The organism is Kitasatospora sp. NPDC057015, assembly GCF_042673745.1.
In the GTDB taxonomy this organism is placed as follows: Bacteria; Actinomycetota; Actinomycetes; order Streptomycetales; family Streptomycetaceae; genus Kitasatospora.
This window is the reverse complement of sequence record NZ_JBHUSG010000058.1, coordinates 13,536-31,052: the sequence shown is the minus strand read 5'-3', so window position 1 is coordinate 31,052 and position 17,517 is coordinate 13,536. Positions and strand designations below refer to the sequence as shown.

Genomic DNA, 17,517 nt, shown 5'->3' with positions numbered 1-17,517 from the left:
GGTCAGGACCCCCGGCAGAGCGCAAGAGCGGCCGGAACACCGGTATGTCCGGCGTTCCAGCCGCTCTTCGTGGGCCCGGCCGGGGGTCCTGACCCGACCGCAAGGCTCAATTCCCGTGCGCTGCAAGGTCGTATGCCACGGCGGCGGTAGCGGTGAACACCGCGTGGCGCTCGGCCGCGCTCAGGCCGGCGGTGAGGGAGCGGGCCGTTGCCACCACGGTGTCGTAGGACGCGGCCAGGGTGCACACCGGCCAGTCCGAGCCGAACATGAGGCGTTCGGGCCCGAACGCCTCCAGCACGGTGTCGGCGTACGGGCGCAGATCGGCTGTGGTCCACCGCTGCCAGTCGGCCTCGGTGACCAGGCCGGACAGCTTGCAGTAGGTGCCCGGGATCGCTGCGAGGGCCCGGACCGAGGCCGCCCACGGCTCCGACCCGCCGGATCTGACGGGGGGTTTGGCGAGGTGGTCGAGGACGAGGGTGAGGCCCGGAAGGCGCTGTGCGGCGGCGGTCGCGGCGGGCAGTTGGTGGGGGAGGACGAGCAGGTCGTAGGAGAGGCCGGCCTGCGCGACCGCGGTCAGGCCGCGCAGGACGTCCGGGCGCAGCAGCCAGTCCGGGTCGGGTTCGGACTGGACCTGATGGCGGATACCCGCCAGCTTGTGGCCGCCGGGGAGTTCGCGGAGCCCGGCGAGGGTCTCGGCGACGTCGGCCGCCGTCAGGTCCGTCCAGCCGACCACGGCGGCCACCAGCGGATCGTCCGCCGCAAGGGCCAGCAGTTCGGGGGTCTCCGCGGCCTCGGAGACGGTCTGTACGAGCACGGTGGCGGTCACGCCGGCTGCGCGGGCCAGCGGGCGCAGTTCCGCCAGTGCGAAGGACCGGCGGATCGGGGCCAGGGCCTCGCCGGTGATCCAGTCCTGGTCGCGCACCGCGAGGTCCCAGACGTGGTGGTGCGCGTCGATGATCCCGGGGACGGTCACAGCTCCCACACCACCGGGAGGCCGGCCGCCGCGCCGTCCGCGGAGTAGTCGTGGGTGACTTCGAGGAGTTCGGCCATCCGGGCCTGCCAGGCGATGTTGACCGGCAGCTTCTCCAACCGCCCGATCAGGGTGGAGTACTCCTCGCATTCGAGGAGGTGGAAGAGGTCGGTGCCACTGCGGAAGATGGTCCAGGCGGTGGCCCCGGCCGCACGGATGGCGTCAGTCAGCTCAGGGGGCACGTCGCGGTGCGCCTGCTCGTACGTGGCGACCCGATCGGGGCGGACGCGGGTGTGAAGGGCGATTCTCATGGCAACTCCCGGGTGAGGTCGTCGACGATGACGACGTCGAGGGTTCGGGGTCCGTGGACGCCTTCGACACGGTCGAGTTCGATGTCGCTGGTGGCGGAGGGGCCCGAGACGAAGGTGAGCGGACGGGTCGGGTCGAGCGCGGCGAGGCCGTCGGGGACGTCGGCGGCGATCTGCGAGGCGCGGACGACGCAGAGGTGGTGGTCCGGGACGAGGGTGAGGGCGCGGCGCCCTTGGCCGGGGCCGCCGTCCAGGACGATGGTTCCGGTGACGGCGATCGCTACGGCGACGGTGGTGAGGGCGGCGTCGAGGGTGTCGAGCTCTGCGACGGTGAGTGGGGGCCGGTCGGAGCGCCAGGTCCGGTCGGGCAGCCAGGAGGGCGGAAAGCCGTCGGGTACGGCGACGTCGGTGGCGCCGCGTGCGGCGAGGGCCGCGCGGATCGTCTCGGGGAGGGCGTCCGGTGCACAACGGAGCACGGTGGCGCGGTAGTCCCCGACCCGTTCGGCGAAGAGGGCGGTCAGGTCGCCGGTGGCGTGGCTGCGACGGTAGCCGCGTGGCACGGGCGTGGCGTCGGGTTCCTCCTCGACGGGGACGTCGGCGAGCGCGGCGCGGATCCGGGCCAGGACGGTGTCTCGGGTGTTCACGGTTGCTCCCGGTTCTCGCGCCACCAGGTGCGGAAGGTCTCGGCGGGTGGTTGGGGGGTGTCGCGGGCGTCGGTCCAGCGGCGCAGGGGTCCGGGGAGGCGGCCGATCCGGCCGTTGCGGGCGAGGGCGCGCCCGCCGAGCGCGACGGCCTTCTGGGTGGCGCGAAGTCGGGCGGGGGAGAGCAGGACGGTCGCCGCGGCCTTCATGGCGAGGGCTTCGGGGGTGGGGAGGACCCGGCTGCGGGCCTTGGCCTCGACGACCTCGGCGCGCAGGTGGGTGAGGACTTCGGGGATGTTGATCTTGACGGGGCAGGCGTCGTAGCAGGCGCCGCAGAGGGTGGAGGCGAACGGCAGGGAGGCCGCCGCACCGTTGGTGTCGCTGCCGACGCCCACGAGCTGGGGGGTGAGCACGGCGCCGATCGGGCCGGGGTAGACGGAGCCGTAGGCGTGGCCCCCGGTGCGCTGGTAGACCGGGCACACGTTGAGGCAGGCGGAGCAGCGGATGCAGGCGAGCGCCTGGCGGCCGACGGTGTCGCGCAGGGTGGCGGTGCGGCCGTTGTCGAGCAGGACGAGGTGGAAGTCGCGGGGGCCGTCGCCGGGCGTGACCCCGGTCCACAGGGAGGTGTAGGGGTTCATCCGTTCGCCGGTGGACGAGCGCGGCAGGAGTTGGAGGAAGACCTCCAGGTCGGCGAAGGAGGGGACGACCTTCTCGATGCCCATGACGGTGATGAGGGTTTCGGGGAGGGTGAGGCACATGCGGCCGTTGCCCTCGGACTCGACGACGACGACGGTGCCGGTGTCGGCGCAGGCGAAGTTGGCTCCGGAGACGGCGACCTTGGCGGTGAGGAACTTCTCGCGGAGGTGGAGCCGGGCGGCGTCGGCGAGGGCGCCCGGGTCGTTGCTCAGGCCGTCGGGGGCCGGACGGCCCCACCGCCCCATCTCACGGGTGAAGATGTCACGGATCTCGGTGCGGTTGCGGTGGATCGCGGGGACCAGGATGTGCGAGGGCCGGTCCGCGCCGAGCTGGACGATGAGTTCGGCGAGGTCGGTCTCGTAGGCGGTGATGCCGGCGTCGGCCAGGGCTTCGTTGAGGCCGATCTCCTGGGTGGCCATCGACTTGACCTTCACCACCTCGCTCTCGCCGGTGGCACGGACGAGGTGGGTGACGATGTCGTTGGCGTCGGCGGCGTCGGCGGCCCAGTGCACGGTGCCGCCGGCGGCGGTGACGGCGGCCTCCAGGCGCTCCAGATGGTGGTCGAGGTGGCGCAGGGTGCGGGCCTTGAGTGCGGCGCCGGCGTCCCGCAGTTGTTCCCAGTCGTCGAGTTCCGCCACGGCGGCCAGGCGCTTGTCACGGATGGTCGTGGTGGCGCGTTTGAGGTTCCCGCGCAGCCGGCTGTCGTCGAGGGCGGTGCGGGCGGCCTGGGGGAAGGCGGGGGCGCCGAGCCAGACCAGGCCGTGCTTGTCCGTCATCGCGGGTCCCCTTCGGTGGCGGCGAGGATCTCGGCGAGGTGCAGGGTGCGGACCTTCGAGCCCTGGCGGGACAGGCCGCCACCGATGTGCAGAAGACAGGAGTTGTCGGCGGCGCACAGCACGTCGGGGACGGTGGTGATGACGTCGGCGGTCTTGTCGGCGAGCATCGCGGCGGAGGTGTCGGAGTTCTTCATCGCGAAGGTGCCCCCGAACCCGCAGCACTCCTCGGGGTCGCGCAGGGGGAGGAGGTCGAGACCCCGGACGGCGCTCAGTAGCCGGTAGGGGCGGTCGCCCAGCCGCAGCGCGCGCAGGGAGTGGCAGGTGGGGTGGTAGGCGACCCGGTGCGGGAAGACGGCGCCGACGTCGGTGACGTCCAGGACGTCGGTCAGGAACTCGGTGAACTCGTACACCCGGGGGACCAGTTCGGCCACCTGCTGCTGGAGGGCGGGAGGCGCGTACCGGGCGGCGAGAGCGGGGTGGTTGTCGCGGACCATGCCGGCGCAGGAGGCAGAGGGGGTCACCACGGCGTCGTACTCGGCGAAGGTGTCGGCGAAGCGGCGCACCAGCGGCATCGCGTCGGTGCGGTAGCCGGTGTTGAAGTGCATCTGGCCGCAGCAGGTCTGCTCCTGCGGGAAGTCGACGGTGTGGCCGAGTCGCTCCAGCACGCGCACCACGGCGCGGCCGGTGGCGGGGTGGAGGGTGTCGTTGAAGCAGGTGACGAACAGTGCGATCCGCATCAGTGGTCATCCTCCGGTGTGGGGATCCCGGCCCCGAGCAGTCCGGCGGACCGCAGGTCGGCCCAGAGCGCCGCCGGGATCGGCCTCGCGTACTGCTGCGCGGCGTCGGTGATCTCCTCGGCGTTGCGGGCGCCGACCAGGACGCCCGCCACCGCCGGGTGCGCGAGGGCGAATCGTACGGCCGCGGCGCGCAGCGGTACGCCGTGCCAGGTGCAGACCTCCTCCATCCGCAGCGCGCGGGCGACCAGGTGCTCCGGGGCGCTGGTGTAGTCGAAGGTGGCCCCGGGGCGAGGGGCTGCGAGCAGACCGGAGTTGAAGACCCCGCCCACCACCACCGAGACGCCGTGCTCGGCCGCCGCGGGCAGCAGGTCCTGCAGCGCGGACTGGTCGAGCAGGGTGTAGCGCCCGGCGAGCAGGACGGCGTCGATGTCGGTGTCGCGCACGAAGCGGGCCGGTAGGGCGCTCTGGTTCATGCCGATGCCGATCGCACCGACGACGCCTTCGGCGCGCAGCCGCTCCAGTGCGGGATAGGCCTCCTCCAGGGCCTGGCGGGCGTGGTCGTCGGGGTCGTGCAGGTACACGGTGTCGATGCGGTCGAGCCCGAGCCTGGCCAGGCTCTCCTCCAGGCTGCGGCGTACGCCGTCGGCGCTGAAGTCCCAGTGGCGGGTGTGCGTGGCCGCGACCGCGAAGCCGTTGTCGAGGTCGTCGCCCGTGGGGCCGCAGGGCACCGGTTCGAGCAGGCGGCCGACCTTCGTGGAGAGGTGGTACGCGTCCCGGGGCCGCTCGCGCAGGTAGCGGCCGATCCGGCGCTCGGACAGGCCGAGGCCGTAGTGCGGGGCGGTGTCGAAGGAGCGGATGCCGGCGGCCCAGGCGGCGTCCAGGGCGGCCGTCGCGACGGTCTCCGGCACCGGGGTGAAGAGGTTGCCGAGTGCGGCGCCGCCGAAGGCGAGCCGCGTGCTGCGGTTGGTGCTGCGGCCGAGTCGGACCTGTCGCACGCCTGCGCCCCTCACTGCGCGGCCGGGCGCAGGCGCAGGCCGGCCATGCCGCCGTCGACCGCCAGGGCGGTGCCGGTGACCGAGGCCGCGTCCGGGCTCGCGAGGTAGGCGATGGCGGCGGCGACCTCCTGAGGGGTGACCAGCCGTCCGGTGGGCTGGCGGGCGTTCAGCGCGGCGCGCTCGGCCTGCGGGTCGTCGGCGGCGTCGAGCAGTCGGCCCACCCACGGGGTGTCGACGGTGCCGGGCACCACGCAGTTGAACCGGATGCCCTCGCGGACGTGGTCGGCGGCCATGGCCAGGGTCAGCGAGAGGACGGCGCCCTTGCTGGCGGAGTAGAGCGCGCGCTGGGGCAGGCCGGCGGTCGCGGCGATGGAGCAGACCTGGACGACCGAGGCGTGCGCGGAGGCGCGCAGGTGGGGCAGGGCGGCGCGGGTGACGCGGGCCAGGCCCACCACGTTGACGTCCAGTACGTGCTGCCACTGCTGGTCGGGGTTGTCCTCCACGGTGCCCACGGCGCCGATCCCGGCATTGTTCACGAGGATGTCGAGGCCGCCGAACCGGTCGGTGGCATCGGCCACCGCGGCACGCACCGAGGCGTCGTCCACGAGGTCGGCGATGTAGCCGGTCAGCGGCGCGGGAAGCGCACCGGGCGCGAGGTCCAGCACCGCGACCCGGGCGCCGCGCTCGGCGAGCAGCAGGGCGGTGGCCAGGCCGATGCCGGAGGCGCCGCCGGTGACGAGGGCGCGCAGGCCGTCCAGTTCGTTGTTCATGCGATGGCCTCCGGGAGGGCGTGGGCGAGGAGGTCGGCGCTCCAGAAGGAGCCGTCGGGGTAGCGGTAGGTGTCGATGGACGCCGGGTACATCGTCGCCGAGAAGCCGGGCTCGGTGGGGGCGGTGTAGTGGCCGTCCCTGATCGTGACGGGGTTCACGAAGTGCTGGTGGAGGTGGTCGACGTACTCGATGACCCGGTCCTCGGTGGTGCCGGAGAGCGCGACGTAGTCGAACATCGAGAGGTGCTGGACGAGCTCGCACAGGCCGACGCCGCCGGCGTGCGGGCAGACCGGAACGCCGAAGTGCCTGGCGAGCAGCAGGATGGCGAGGTTCTCGTTGACGCCGCCGACCCGGGCGGAGTCCAGCTGGAGGATGTCGATCGCGCCGGCCTGGAGCAGCTGCTTGAAGACGATGCGGTTCTGGACGTGTTCGCCGGTGGCGACCTTGACCGGGGCGACGGCGGCCCGGATCGTGGCGTGGCCGAGGATGTCGTCGGGGCTGGTGGGCTCCTCGATCCAGTACGGGTCGAACTCGGCCAGCGCCTTCGTCCACTCGATCGCCTCGCCGACGTTCCACCGCTGGTTGGCGTCGACGGCCATCCGGATGTCCGGTCCGACGGCGGCGCGGGCGGCCCGGCAGCGGCGGATGTCGTCGTCGAGGTCGGCGCCGACCTTCAGCTTGATCTGGGTGAAGCCGTCGGCGACGGCCTGGCGGGCGAGGCGGGTGAGCTTCTCGTCGCTGTAGCCGAGCCAGCCGGGGGAGGTGGTGTAGCCGGGGTAGCCGCGCCGGCGCAGCTCGGCCTCCCGTTCGGCGCGACCGGGTCGGGCGGCGCGCAGCAGTTCCAGCGCCTGTTCGGGCGTGAGGGCGTCGGCGATGTAGCGGAAGTCGACCTGGGAGACGAGCCATTCGGGCTCGGCGTCGGCGAGCAGCTGCCACAGGGGTTTGCCCTCGCGCTTGGCGGCGAGGTCCCAGACGGCGTTGACGACGGCGCCGATGGCCATGTGCATCACCCCCTTCTCGGGGCCGAGCCAGCGCAGCTGGCTGTCGCCGATCAGGTCGCGGTTGAGCGAGCCGGGGTCGGCGCACAGTGCGGCGACCGGTCGGCCGACCACGTGGTGGCGCAGCGCTTCGATCGCGGCGACCTGGACGTCGTTGCCGCGGCCGATGGTGAAGGTGAAGCCGTGGCCCTCCAGCCCGTCCCCGGCGTCGGTGCGCAGGACGAGGTACGCGGCGGAGTAGTCGGGGTCGGGATTCATCGCGTCCGAGCCGTCGAGTTCGCGCGAGGTGGGGAAGCGGATGTCGTAGGTGTCGATGGCAGTGATCCGCGGTGTCGGCCGGGGCACGGTCGGTCCTCTCTGGGGACTGGCGGGACGGGGTCGGGCCAGGGGAGCGGGGGTCAGGCCTGGGCGAAGGTCTGCTGCTGCCGGCCGAGGCCGTCGATGGTGAGCTCGACGGTGTCACCGGGACGCAGGTAGGGGGTGCCGGGCAGGCCGAGGGCGACGCCGGCGGGGGTGCCGGTGTTGATCACGTCACCGGGGTTGAGGACCAGGTACTGACTCAGGTACCAGACCAGGTACGGCACACCGAAGATCATGTTCTTGGTGCTGCCGTTCTGGTGGAGCTCTCCGTTGACGGACAGCCGCATGCCGAGGGCCTGCGGGTCGGGGACCTCGTCGGCGGTCACCAGCCAGGGACCGAGCGGGTTGAAGGTCTCGCAGGACTTGCCGAGGTCCCACTGGGAGGAGAAGTCGAGCTGGAACTCCCGCTCGGACACGTCGTTGCTGATGGCGTATCCGGCGATCACCCCGGCGGCCTCCGTCTCGTCGGCGAGGTAGCGGGCACGGCGGCCGATCACCACCGCGAGTTCCACCTCCCAGTCCGTGCGGGCGGAGTTCCGCGGGATGAGCACCTGGTCGTAGGGCCCGACCACGGTGGCCGGGTCCTTCATGAAGACCACCGGGCGGGCGGGGATCGCCGCACCGGTCTCCTCGGCGTGGTCGCGATAGTTGAGACCGATGCAGACGATCTTCCCGGGCCGGGCGATCGGAGCCCCCACCCGCAGGCCGGTCACGTCGATCTCGGGCAGCGCGCCCTCGGCCAGTGCGCGGCGGACCAGTGCGGTGCCGTCGCCGGCCAGGAACGCGCCGTCGATGTCCGAGGTCAGACCGCGGAGGGCGAAAACGCGGCCGTCGGCGGCTCGAACGGCAGGTGTCTCGTCTCCGGCGGGGCCGAAACGGAGAAACTGCACGGCGGGACCTCCATCTGTCGTCGGACGGTGCCCTACTCGGCAAGACATCCGATGAATCTGTTGTGCGCCGACGATACGAGCGGAGATCGGCAAACGCAAGGATCGACCCGACGGCCACCGGCCGGAACTTCCCTGCCCTGTCCGGGACATCGACTGGGCATCTGAGGTGTTGGCGGGAACCCTCCAGCATGACGAGGTTACGGTTGGGATTCGTCGGAGCTCTTCCCTTGTCACGTTGTCGACCTACTCGTAGAGTCCTCGCCATCGGAAGCCATCTGATGAATCCCTCCGGATCCAGGGCGGCTTCCGAGGCGTTCGGGGCTTCGCCTCCGCCGGCGCCGGGCCGGGCCCGTCCCGACACCGCCACCCGCGCCGGTTCCGCCGGACGCCGTGCCGCCGAGCGCCCCCAGTTCTCCCGCCCACAGCCCGGGCATCCGGCTTCCCCACCCTCCCCGGCGTCACCGCAACGGCGCCGGATGTACAGCCAAGGAGACCCGCACCATGAACAGACGCACCTCCCGTACCGCGGCCGCCGCAGCCGCGGCGCTCCTGCTGGCCGGACTCGGTACCGCCTGCAACCGAGGCAGCGACACCGGTACCGCCGCCACCGGCGGCAAGCCGGCCATCGGCATCGACCTGCCTCGCGCCGACTCCGACTTCTGGAACTCCTACGCCCAGTACGTGACGAAGGGCGTCGCCGCAGACGGCCTCAACGCCCTGCCGGTCAGCAACTCGCAGAACGACGTGACCAAGCTGGTCGCCAACGTCCAGGTCTTCCAGAACACCGGTGCCAAGGCCGTGGTGATGGCGCCCCAGGACACCGGCGCCGTGGCCTCCACCCTGGATGCGCTGGCCGCGAAGAAGATTCCCGTCGTCAGCGTCGACACCCGCCCCGACAAGGGGCAGGTCTTCATGGTGGTACGGGCCGACAACAAGGCGTACGGCACCAAGGCCTGCGAGTTCCTCGGCAAGGCGCTCGGAGGCAAGGGCAAGGTCGCCGAGTTCCAGGGCGCCCTGGACTCCATCAACGGCCGTGACCGCTCCGAGGCCTTCGCCACCTGTATGAAGGAGAAGTTCCCCGGCATCCAGGTGATCGAGCTGGCCACCGACTGGAAGGGCGACGTCGCCTCCGCCAAGCTCCAGTCCACCCTCGCCGCCAACTCCGACCTCGGCGGCATCTACATGCAGGCCGGAGGCGTCTTCCTGCAGCCGACCCTCGCCCTGTTGCAGCAGAAGGGCCTGCTCAAGCCGGTCGGCGAGCCCGGACACATCGCCATCATCTCCAACGACGGCATCCCGCAGGAGTTCGACGCCATCCGCAAGGGCCAGATCGACGCCACCGTCTCCCAGCCCGCCGACCTCTACGCCAAGTACGCCCTCTACTACGCGAACGCCGCCGCCGAGGGCAAGACCTTCAAGGCCGGGCCCACCGACCACGACTCCACCGTCATCGAGTTGCCCAACGGCCTGGAGGACCAGCTCCCGGCCCCCCTGGTGACCAAGGACAACGTCGACGACAAGAGCCTGTGGGGCAACAACATCGGCAAGTGACCCCGGCGGCCGGCGGGCCCGTGCTCCCGGGCCCGCCGTCGCGGACCTCCCAGCCGACCACCCAGCGGAAAGGAGAACCCCCATGGCGGATACCAGCCGCCCGGCAGTCCCGCTCGTCGAGGCCCGCGGCATCAGCAAGCGGTTCGGCGCTACGGTGGCGCTCAGCGACGCCCACCTGACGGTCACCCCCGGCGAGTCGCACGCCCTCGTGGGCCGCAACGGCGCGGGCAAGTCCACCCTCGTCTCCATCCTCACCGGACTGCAGCGCGCCGACACCGGAACCCTGCACTTCAACGGTGAGGCGGCCCCCGCCCCCGGCGACACCGCCGCCTGGCGCTCCCGGGTCGCCTGCGTCTACCAGCGCTCCACCGTCATCGGCAGCCTCACCGTCGCCGAGAACCTGTTCCTGGACCGGCAGAGTGACGGCGCGTTGCGCCCGATCAGCTGGCGGCGCCTGCGCACCCGCGCGTCGGACCTGCTCGCCGAGTACGGCGTGGACGTCGACCCCGCCGCCCGTGCCGATCAACTCACCGTCGAACAGCGGCAGTTCGTCGAGATCGCCCGAGCACTGTCGTTCGGCGCCCGGTTCATCATCCTGGACGAGCCGACCGCCAAACTCGACGCCCGCGGCATCGAGAGGCTGTTCGCCAAGCTGCGCGGCCTCCAGAGCCAGGGCGTCGCCTTCCTGTTCATCTCGCACCACCTCCAGGAGGTCTACGACCTCTGCGCCACCGTCACCGTCTACCGCGACGCCCGGCACATCACCACCACGCCGGTCGCGGGCCTCGGCCACCACACCCTGGTCGAGGCGATGACCGGGGAGCGCCAGGCCGCCGCCACCGACGCCCACCCGTCCGCCGGCCCGGCACCCGACGCCCCGTACCTGCTCGAACTCGACCACCTCACCCTGCCCGGAGCGTTCGACGACCTCAGCCTGCGGGCCCGGGCCGGCGAGGTCCTCGGCCTGGCCGGCGCCACCGCCAGCGGCAACGTGCAGGTCGGGGAGAGCATCGCCGGCCTGCACCGCCCGACGGCGGGCCGGATCACCGTCGCCGGGCAGCCGGTCCGCACCGGCAGGGTCCCCGCGGCGCTCGCCGCCGGGGTCGGTCTGGTGCCGGAGGACCGCCACGTCCAGGGCCTGGTCCCACAGCGCAGTGTCGCCGAGAACGCCACCCTCACCGTCACCGACCAGCTCGGCCCGTTCGGCACCGTCCTCCCCTCCCGGACCAGGGCCTTCGCCGAGCGCATGATCGCCGACCTGGACATCAAGACCCCCGGACCCGGCGTACCGGTGGACGCCCTGTCCGGCGGGAACCAGCAGAAGGTCGTCATCGCCCGCGCCCTGGCCACCCGCCCGCACGTCCTGGTGGCCATCCGGCCGACCAACGGCGTCGACATCAAGTCCAAGGAAGCCCTGCTCGGCACCGTCCGCCAGGTCGCCGACGACGGCAAGAGCGCCCTGATCGTCTCCGACGAACTCGACGACCTGCGGATCTGCGACCGGGTGGTGGCCATGTTCCACGGCCGGATCGTCGCGGAGTTCCCCCGCGGCTGGAGTGACGAACAGCTGGTCGCCGCCATGGAGGGCATGGCCGGCACTGACACGAAGGAAAGCCATGTCCCCCGTGACTGAACTCAACGCCCACTCCGCCACGGCCCCGCCCGCCGCCGGACCCCCCAGGCCCCGCCTCGACCTGGCCCGCTACCGGGACCTGTCCCTGCTGCCCGTGCTCCTGGTCCTCGGCGTCATCGGCTTCATCGTCTCGCCGGCCTTCCTGACCTCGGACAACCTGCTCGGCGTGGGGCAGCAGGCCACCGAACTGAGCCTGCTGGTGCTGGCCGAGGCGCTCATCCTGATCGCCGGACGGATGGATCTCTCGCTGGAGTCCACCATCGGCGTCGCCCCGGTGATCGCGGTGTGGCTGGTGCTCCCGGACCACGGTGACCGGTTCAACGGCCTCGGCCTCTTCCCCGGCTGGGCCGCCATCCCGCTCTGCCTGCTGGTCGGAGCCCTCATCGGCGCCGCCAACGGGTTCCTGATCCTCAAGCTGCGCCTCAACGGCTTCATCGTCACCCTCGGCGGACTCACCCTGCTGCGGGGCCTGCAGATCGCGATCTCCCAGGGCCAGTCCATCGTGAACCTCCCACCCTCCTTCACCTACCTGGGCGGCGCCTCCTGGCTCGGCGCCCCGGCCGCGGTCTGGATCTGCGCCCTGCTGTTCCTGGCCGGCGGCGCCGCACTCGCCTGGCTGCGGCACGGGCGCGCGCTGTACGCGATCGGGGGCAACGCGGAGGCCGCCCGGGCAGCCGGCATCCGGGTCGACCGCATCACCTGGGCCGTCCTGATCACCGGCGGCGTGCTGGCGGCCTTCGCCGGCATCCTGTTCACCGGGCACTACGGCTCGGTGTCCGCGGACCAGGGCAGCGGCTGGATCTTCCAGGTCTTCGCCGCGACCGTGATCGGCGGCGTCAGCCTCAACGGCGGCCGGGGCACGCTGTTCGGCGCCCTCACCGGCGTCCTGACACTCCAACTGGTGGTCAACGTGATGACGCTGGCGGGCGTCCCGCCGCTCTGGAACCAGTTCCTGAACGGCGCCATCATCATCCTCGCGCTGATCGTCTCCCGATTCGCCTCCGGCGAGAAGCAGGAGTAGCGGCGGCCACCTGCGGACGTTCCCTGTGCCCCGCACCGGTCGCACCGAACCGAACGCGGCTGCCGCCGCCGACGACGACGGGACGGCCTGCGGCCGAGTCGGGCCAGAGATCTGATCTCTTTCTCTCGCCGTGACTAGCTCGGGGTCGACGCCGCCGGCGCCCCGCTCCCGGACCGCCAGGCCTCGGAGTGTCGAGGCCGAAGCCCCACCTGAATCGAAGGGTGGGATGACGAGGAGTAGCATCCTATCCGCAGCTCAGGAGTCGGAGGCCGGGCCGTGCTCAAAACATCAGGTGTCTGGACAACGGGGATGAGGCCTACATGCCGGTGACCGATGAGGCGATCGACAAGATCAAGGCGATGATCGTCAGCGGCGAGCTGCGCCCGGGGGAGCGACTTCCCAAGGAGGCCGACCTCGCCGAGAGGCTCGGCCTCTCACGCAGTTCCCTACGCGAGGCGGTGAAGGCCCTCTCGCTCATCCGGGTGCTCGACGTCCGCCAGGGTGACGGCACGTACGTGACCAGTCTGGAACCGACGCTGCTCCTGGACGCGCTGGGCTTCGTGGTCGAGTTCCACCAGGACGACACGGTGCTGGACTTCCTGGAGGTGCGGCGCATCCTGGAGCCGGCCGCCACCGCGATGGCCGCCCAGCGGATGTCGGACGCCCAGATCGACGCCCTGCGCGAGGTCCTCGACCGCCTCCCCGACGAACCCGGCCTGGACGAGCTGATCGCCAACGATCTGGAGTTCCACCAGCGGATCGCCGCCGGTGCGGGGAACACCGTGCTCTGCTCGCTGATCGAGGGACTCTCCGGCCCGACCACCCGGGCGCGGATCTGGCGGGGTGTCACGGAGGAGGGTGCGGTGGGTCGCACCCGGGAGCAGCACCGGGCCATCCTCGACGCGATCGCCGGCCGCCGTCCGGACCTGGCCGCTGCCTGGGCAGCCGTCCATGTCGCCGGGGTCGAGGACTGGCTGCGCGGCACCCTGGGCTCCGCCGAGTCCGTCCTGCCGCCGATGCCGTAGCGACCCGCAGCACGCCTGTCCGCCCCGCAGCCGTCGAGCGGCGGGGCGGCGGGGCGGCGCCTGCGCCGCAAGTTCGGAGTGAGTGCCGCGCTGCCCGGTTGCCTGCACACGGTGCGCGGCGTCGGGCTGAAGCCGGTCTCGCCCCTGCAGCCGTGATCCTGACCGTGGCCGACCTGGTGGTGGCCTCGTGCACCTGCCAGGGGGACCGCTGCTCGGCGCGGCGCAGGGCCCGGAGCAGCTACTGAGTAGGCTCGGCCGCAACCGGGGTCCACCGCGATCGGTGTCCGCGGTGGGTGGGTCCTTCCGTCCGCCGGAGCGGTCCCCACGGTCGCCGGCCCCGCGCCCGACCGAGTCGTACAGCTGCGCGCGGATCCCTGCGGTCCTCTCATCGGTGCACCGGGCTGTAGCCCCGCCGAATCGGAGGGAGTCGGCCCCGCGGTACGACTCCCCGCCCTCCTTGCCCTCCTCGGCAGGCGGATTCGGGTCGGCGATCGAGGCTGGACGACCGAACGCCTCATCGGTCGACGCCCCCGGCTTCCGGCAGCATGTCCTCAGCGGCGTGGGCCCTCTTCCCGTCGGTGTCACCCGGTGTCCGCAGCATCAGACCGGACGGCGGCGGTTCCTCCCGTGACGATCGCTCCGACGACCGGCCGCCGGGGAGGGGCCACAGGGTCCGGGCCCATGACGCACAGGTGATGACGGTCGGTTGCCCCGGCCCTGTCTGTCGCCCGGTCGAACTGCTGCTCCCGCCCGCGTGGATGCCAGGGCCGTGACTTCCCAGGGTTTGCACCATACTATATGACTATTAGGGAGCTGCCCCCGCGTCATGGGGGTTTCCCGGGTGCGCTCATGGTCATCCGTTCGGCCGGTGTCTCCGGCGCGGGCGGTACCGGCCGGCGGGAAGGGTCGCGCGGTCCACCGTCGGCGCATGGCCTTCGCGCCGGCGTCACCACCACGACGACTCGGTCCGGCGGTGAGCTCGCCGCTCCTCGTACTCTCCTCGACACCTCACCTGGAGCAGGCATGAACAGAGTCAGAGAACTCACCCTCGCGGTTGGCATGGCCCTGATAGCGCCGCTGGCCGCGTTCCCCAGTCTTCTCCCGAGCGCCTCGGCGGCGGCCGACGCCTCCACGACGATCGCCTCCGCCGCACTGTCGGTCTCGGTCGACAAGGCGTTCCCGCGGATCATCTCCTACACCGACTCCGCCAGTGGGAACGTCCTGAACGGCAACGAGGACGTGCTCACGCAGATCAAGGCCAACGGCACCACCTACACGCCGACCGTGACCAGCACGGTGGCGTCCGACCACATCGACTACGTGCTGACGTTCAACGGCGACGAGGTCGACATCACCATCTCGGTCGCCGGTGCGGCCGTCGACTTCAAGGTGACGCGGATCGTCGACGCCACCAACAAGATCAACTCCTTGGCGATCCCGCAGCACAACCTGGTCTCGGTGCGAAGCTCGCAGACCGGCGCGGCGCTCACCACGACGCTGATGAACACCAACACGACCGGCACCGGTGACACCCACACGTCGATCTCCAGCACCACGGCTGCCGAGACCAATCCCCGCGGGGCGATGTACGCGATCGTCAACACCGGGCAGCTCGCCGCGTCGATCAGCACCAACTCCACCTACGACGCCCCGTCCGGTGCCACGGCCCAGGACGGCAGCAGGATCTACGAGCAGACGGTGAGCAGGACCGGATACGTGCGATCCGGTCTGTGGAGCGGCGACTGGCTGTACCGGGCCGCCGGCTCCTCGACCACCGAACCGCTGCCGGACGCGAAGATCGTGATCGCCGGGGACCGCAACACCGACGGCACGGTGGACTGGCAGGACGGCGCGATCGCGTTCCGCGACATCATGACCAGTCCCCAGGGCTGGCAGGACACCGCGGACCGGGTCGTGCAGCGCGTCCCGATGAACTTCGCCTCGCAGGCGACGCAACCGTTCCTGCGTACGCTCGACGAGACCAAGCGGGTCTACAACTCCACCGACGGCCTGGGCCAGTTCGTCCTCCTCAAGGGCTACGCCTCCGAGGGCCACGACTCCGCGCACCCGGACTACGGCCAGGTCGGCGCCCGGCAGGGCGGCGCGGCGGACCTCAACATGTTGACCGACGCCGGGGCGGCCTACAACGCGGACTTCGGCGTCCACGTCAACGCCACCGAGGCGTACCCGGTCGCCAAGTCCTTCGACCCCGCCCTCCTCACCGGGGGAACCGGCTGGGACTGGCTCGACCAGTCCTACGTCATCAATTCCCGGCTCGACGGGAACGGCGGGACCCGCCTGGCCCGGCTCCAGCAGCTGAAGGACGCCGCACCCAACCTGAAGTTCGTCTACGTCGACGTCTGGTACGGCGACGGTTGGCAGTCCGCGAAGCTGGCCCGCGAGATCAACGGTCTCGGCTTCCAGCTGGCCACCGAGTTCCCCGCCCCCTTCGAGGACGCCTCCCTGTGGTCGCACTGGTCCAACGACATCAACTACGGCGGATCCAACCTCAAGGGCGTCAACTCCCAGGTCGTTCGCTTCATCCGCAACCAGCAGCGGGACGACTGGATCTCCGGTGATCCGATGCTCGGCGGCGGTGAGCTCACCGCGTACGAGGGCTGGCAGCATTCGAGTGACTACAACGCCTTCCTGAAGACCACGTTCAGCAAGGACCTGCCGACCAAGTACCTGCAGGGTTTCACCATCAAGAAGTGGGCCGCCAAGCAGATCGACTTCGACGGCGGCGTGAGCGTCAAGCTGGACACCGGCTCGACCCGCACCATCACCAAGGACGGTCACGCCATCCTGTCGGGCGGCTCGTACCTGCTGCCGTGGAGCCAGACGGCCGAGACCAAGCTCTACCACTGGAACGCCGCCGGTGGCACCACGACCTGGTCGCTCCCGTCCTCCTGGTCCGCCAGCACCAGCGTCAAGCTCTACAAGCTGACCGAGCAGGGCCGGTCCTTCGTCTCCGACCTCGCGGTCTCCGCGGGGCAGGTCTCGATCAACGCCGCGGCCAACACGGCCTACGTCGTCTACCCCACCGCGCCGACGACATCCGCCGCCTCGAACTTCGGTGAGGGCCAGCACCTGAAGGACCCGAGCTTCATGACCGGGAACCTCAATGCCTGGACCGTCTCGGGCAACGGCACCACCACGGTCGACACCCTCGGCCGTCACACCCTGGACATCGGCTCGGGTGCGACCGACGTCTCGCAGACCCTGACCGGCCTGACCGGCGGACAGAGCTACTCGGCGAGCGTCTACGTCCAGACCGCCGGCGGCCGATCCGCGACCATATCGGTGACGCCGGCGACAGGCACGGCGGTCAGCAACTACGTCACCTCCTCTCCCCTGACGAACGGGATCGGAGCGGACAAGTGGCACGGGACGCCGAAGCAGCGCATGGAGGTGCTCTTCGACGTGCCGGTCGGACAGACCACGGCGACGCTCACCCTGAAGGCCGCCGCCGGAACCGCCGCGGTCTCCTTCGGTGACGTGCGCATCCTCCAGACGGCGCGGACCCCTCAGGGCAGCCACTACTTCTATGAGGACTTCGAGAACACGACCGGAGGATGGGGGGCGTTCGTCTACGGTGGAGCGGACGGCACGGCCAGCGACCCGCGCACGCACGTCGCGCAGTTGCACGCCCCGTACACGCAGGCCGGCTGGAGCGGCAAGACCATCGACGACGTGATCGACGGCAACAACTCGCTCAAGGCGCACGAGGAGGGAAGCGGGCTGCGCTACCGGTCGCTCCCGCAGACGATCAGGTTCCTGCCGGGCCACACGTACTCGGTCACCATGAAGTACGAGCAGGGGTTCGCGGGTGACTACGCGTTCGTCACCGGTACCGGAGCGACGACGACCACCAGCACGAACCTCGCCCAGGCCCGCACCTCGACGACCTTCACCGCAACCCTGGTCGGCGGCGCCAACGGCGACTCGTGGATCGGTATCCAGAACCTCACGGGTGCCACGAGCGACGGACACGACCTCGTCATCGACGACGTGGCGGTCGACGACCTCGGTGGTGGCGGCGCGGTGCGCCTTGCGCAGTCGTCGATGTCGGTGAAGTCCGTGGACAGTGCGGAGGTGACGGGTGAGAACGGTGCCGGCGCCAACGTGCTGGACGGGAACGCGGCC

General features: G+C 71.3%; 14 protein-coding genes. 5 read left to right on the top strand and 9 right to left on the bottom strand.

From position 1 onward, the window contains the following. Positions 1–106: 106 nt before the first annotated feature. From ACFTWP_RS35900 to ACFTWP_RS35860, 9 genes are read right to left on the bottom strand one after another with little or no spacing between them, the layout of a single operon-like run. Positions 107–973 carry an amidohydrolase family protein gene (locus tag ACFTWP_RS35900; protein ID WP_380269252.1) on the bottom strand — a complete coding sequence of 289 codons (867 nt, stop codon included), beginning with the start codon at positions 971–973 and terminating at the stop codon, positions 107–109. Next, complete coding sequence (locus tag ACFTWP_RS35895; protein WP_380269251.1) at positions 970–1,281, bottom strand: L-rhamnose mutarotase; 312 nt, start codon at positions 1,279–1,281, stop codon at positions 970–972. Before ACFTWP_RS35895 ends, ACFTWP_RS35900 begins: the two co-directional genes overlap by 4 nt. After that, the gene (locus ACFTWP_RS35890; protein WP_380269250.1) at positions 1,278–1,922 is read right to left on the bottom strand and encodes a lactate utilization protein C; all 645 of its coding nucleotides are present in this window, start codon (positions 1,920–1,922) and stop codon (positions 1,278–1,280) included. Before ACFTWP_RS35890 ends, ACFTWP_RS35895 begins: the two co-directional genes overlap by 4 nt. Then, positions 1,919–3,391: a lactate utilization protein B gene (locus ACFTWP_RS35885; protein WP_380269249.1), complete on the bottom strand. Its 1,473-nt coding sequence runs from the start codon at positions 3,389–3,391 to the stop codon at positions 1,919–1,921. Before ACFTWP_RS35885 ends, ACFTWP_RS35890 begins: the two co-directional genes overlap by 4 nt. Then, complete coding sequence (locus ACFTWP_RS35880) at positions 3,388–4,128, bottom strand: (Fe-S)-binding protein (RefSeq protein WP_380269248.1); 741 nt, start codon at positions 4,126–4,128, stop codon at positions 3,388–3,390. The genes ACFTWP_RS35885 and ACFTWP_RS35880 overlap by 4 nt, the downstream gene beginning before the upstream one ends. Then, the gene (locus ACFTWP_RS35875) at positions 4,128–5,123 is read right to left on the bottom strand and encodes an aldo/keto reductase (protein WP_380269247.1); all 996 of its coding nucleotides are present in this window, start codon (positions 5,121–5,123) and stop codon (positions 4,128–4,130) included. The genes ACFTWP_RS35880 and ACFTWP_RS35875 overlap by 1 nt, the downstream gene beginning before the upstream one ends. Before the next feature lie 11 nt (positions 5,124–5,134). Further along, entirely contained in the window at positions 5,135–5,893 is a 759-nt protein-coding gene (locus ACFTWP_RS35870; RefSeq protein WP_380269245.1) for an SDR family NAD(P)-dependent oxidoreductase, read from the bottom strand. After that, complete coding sequence (locus tag ACFTWP_RS35865) at positions 5,890–7,236, bottom strand: L-fuconate dehydratase (protein ID WP_380269244.1); 1,347 nt, start codon at positions 7,234–7,236, stop codon at positions 5,890–5,892. The genes ACFTWP_RS35870 and ACFTWP_RS35865 overlap by 4 nt, the downstream gene beginning before the upstream one ends. 53 nt (positions 7,237–7,289) lie before the next feature. After that, positions 7,290–8,141 (bottom strand): fumarylacetoacetate hydrolase family protein, encoded by an 852-nt coding sequence (locus tag ACFTWP_RS35860; protein WP_380269243.1) that lies wholly within the window; start codon positions 8,139–8,141, stop codon positions 7,290–7,292. Between the two features lie 501 nt (positions 8,142–8,642). Between ACFTWP_RS35860 and ACFTWP_RS35855 the strand changes: the two genes are divergently transcribed. The 5 genes from ACFTWP_RS35855 to ACFTWP_RS35835 form a co-directional block, all read left to right on the top strand. Then, positions 8,643–9,692, top strand: coding sequence for a sugar ABC transporter substrate-binding protein (locus ACFTWP_RS35855; protein WP_380269242.1), 1,050 nt, complete (start codon positions 8,643–8,645; stop codon positions 9,690–9,692). Positions 9,693–9,774: 82 nt separating this feature from the next. Beyond that, positions 9,775–11,325 carry a sugar ABC transporter ATP-binding protein gene (locus ACFTWP_RS35850; RefSeq protein ID WP_380269241.1) on the top strand — a complete coding sequence of 517 codons (1,551 nt, stop codon included), beginning with the start codon at positions 9,775–9,777 and terminating at the stop codon, positions 11,323–11,325. After that, on the top strand, positions 11,309–12,346 hold the full coding sequence (locus ACFTWP_RS35845) for an ABC transporter permease (RefSeq protein WP_380269240.1): 1,038 nt from the start codon (positions 11,309–11,311) through the stop codon (positions 12,344–12,346). Before ACFTWP_RS35850 ends, ACFTWP_RS35845 begins: the two co-directional genes overlap by 17 nt. 320 nt (positions 12,347–12,666) lie before the next feature. Beyond that, positions 12,667–13,371 (top strand): FadR/GntR family transcriptional regulator, encoded by a 705-nt coding sequence (locus tag ACFTWP_RS35840; protein WP_380269239.1) that lies wholly within the window; start codon positions 12,667–12,669, stop codon positions 13,369–13,371. Positions 13,372–14,394: 1,023 nt separating this feature from the next. Further along, positions 14,395–17,517 (top strand): endo-alpha-N-acetylgalactosaminidase family protein (locus ACFTWP_RS35835; RefSeq protein ID WP_380269238.1); only part of this gene is annotated, 3,123 nt, incomplete at its 3' end.

Coding starts and splice junctions, on each gene's coding strand:
- ACFTWP_RS35895 (WP_380269251.1), bottom strand. CDS start 1,281: ATGAGAATCGCCCTTCACACCCGCGTCCGCCCCGATCGGGTCGCCACG.
- ACFTWP_RS35885 (WP_380269249.1), bottom strand. CDS start 3,391: ATGACGGACAAGCACGGCCTGGTCTGGCTCGGCGCCCCCGCCTTCCCC.
- ACFTWP_RS35880 (WP_380269248.1), bottom strand. CDS start 4,128: ATGCGGATCGCACTGTTCGTCACCTGCTTCAACGACACCCTCCACCCC.
- ACFTWP_RS35870 (WP_380269245.1), bottom strand. CDS start 5,893: ATGAACAACGAACTGGACGGCCTGCGCGCCCTCGTCACCGGCGGCGCC.
- ACFTWP_RS35855 (WP_380269242.1), top strand. CDS start 8,643: ATGAACAGACGCACCTCCCGTACCGCGGCCGCCGCAGCCGCGGCGCTC.
- ACFTWP_RS35850 (WP_380269241.1), top strand. CDS start 9,775: ATGGCGGATACCAGCCGCCCGGCAGTCCCGCTCGTCGAGGCCCGCGGC.
- ACFTWP_RS35845 (WP_380269240.1), top strand. CDS start 11,309: ATGTCCCCCGTGACTGAACTCAACGCCCACTCCGCCACGGCCCCGCCC.
- ACFTWP_RS35840 (WP_380269239.1), top strand. CDS start 12,667: ATGCCGGTGACCGATGAGGCGATCGACAAGATCAAGGCGATGATCGTC.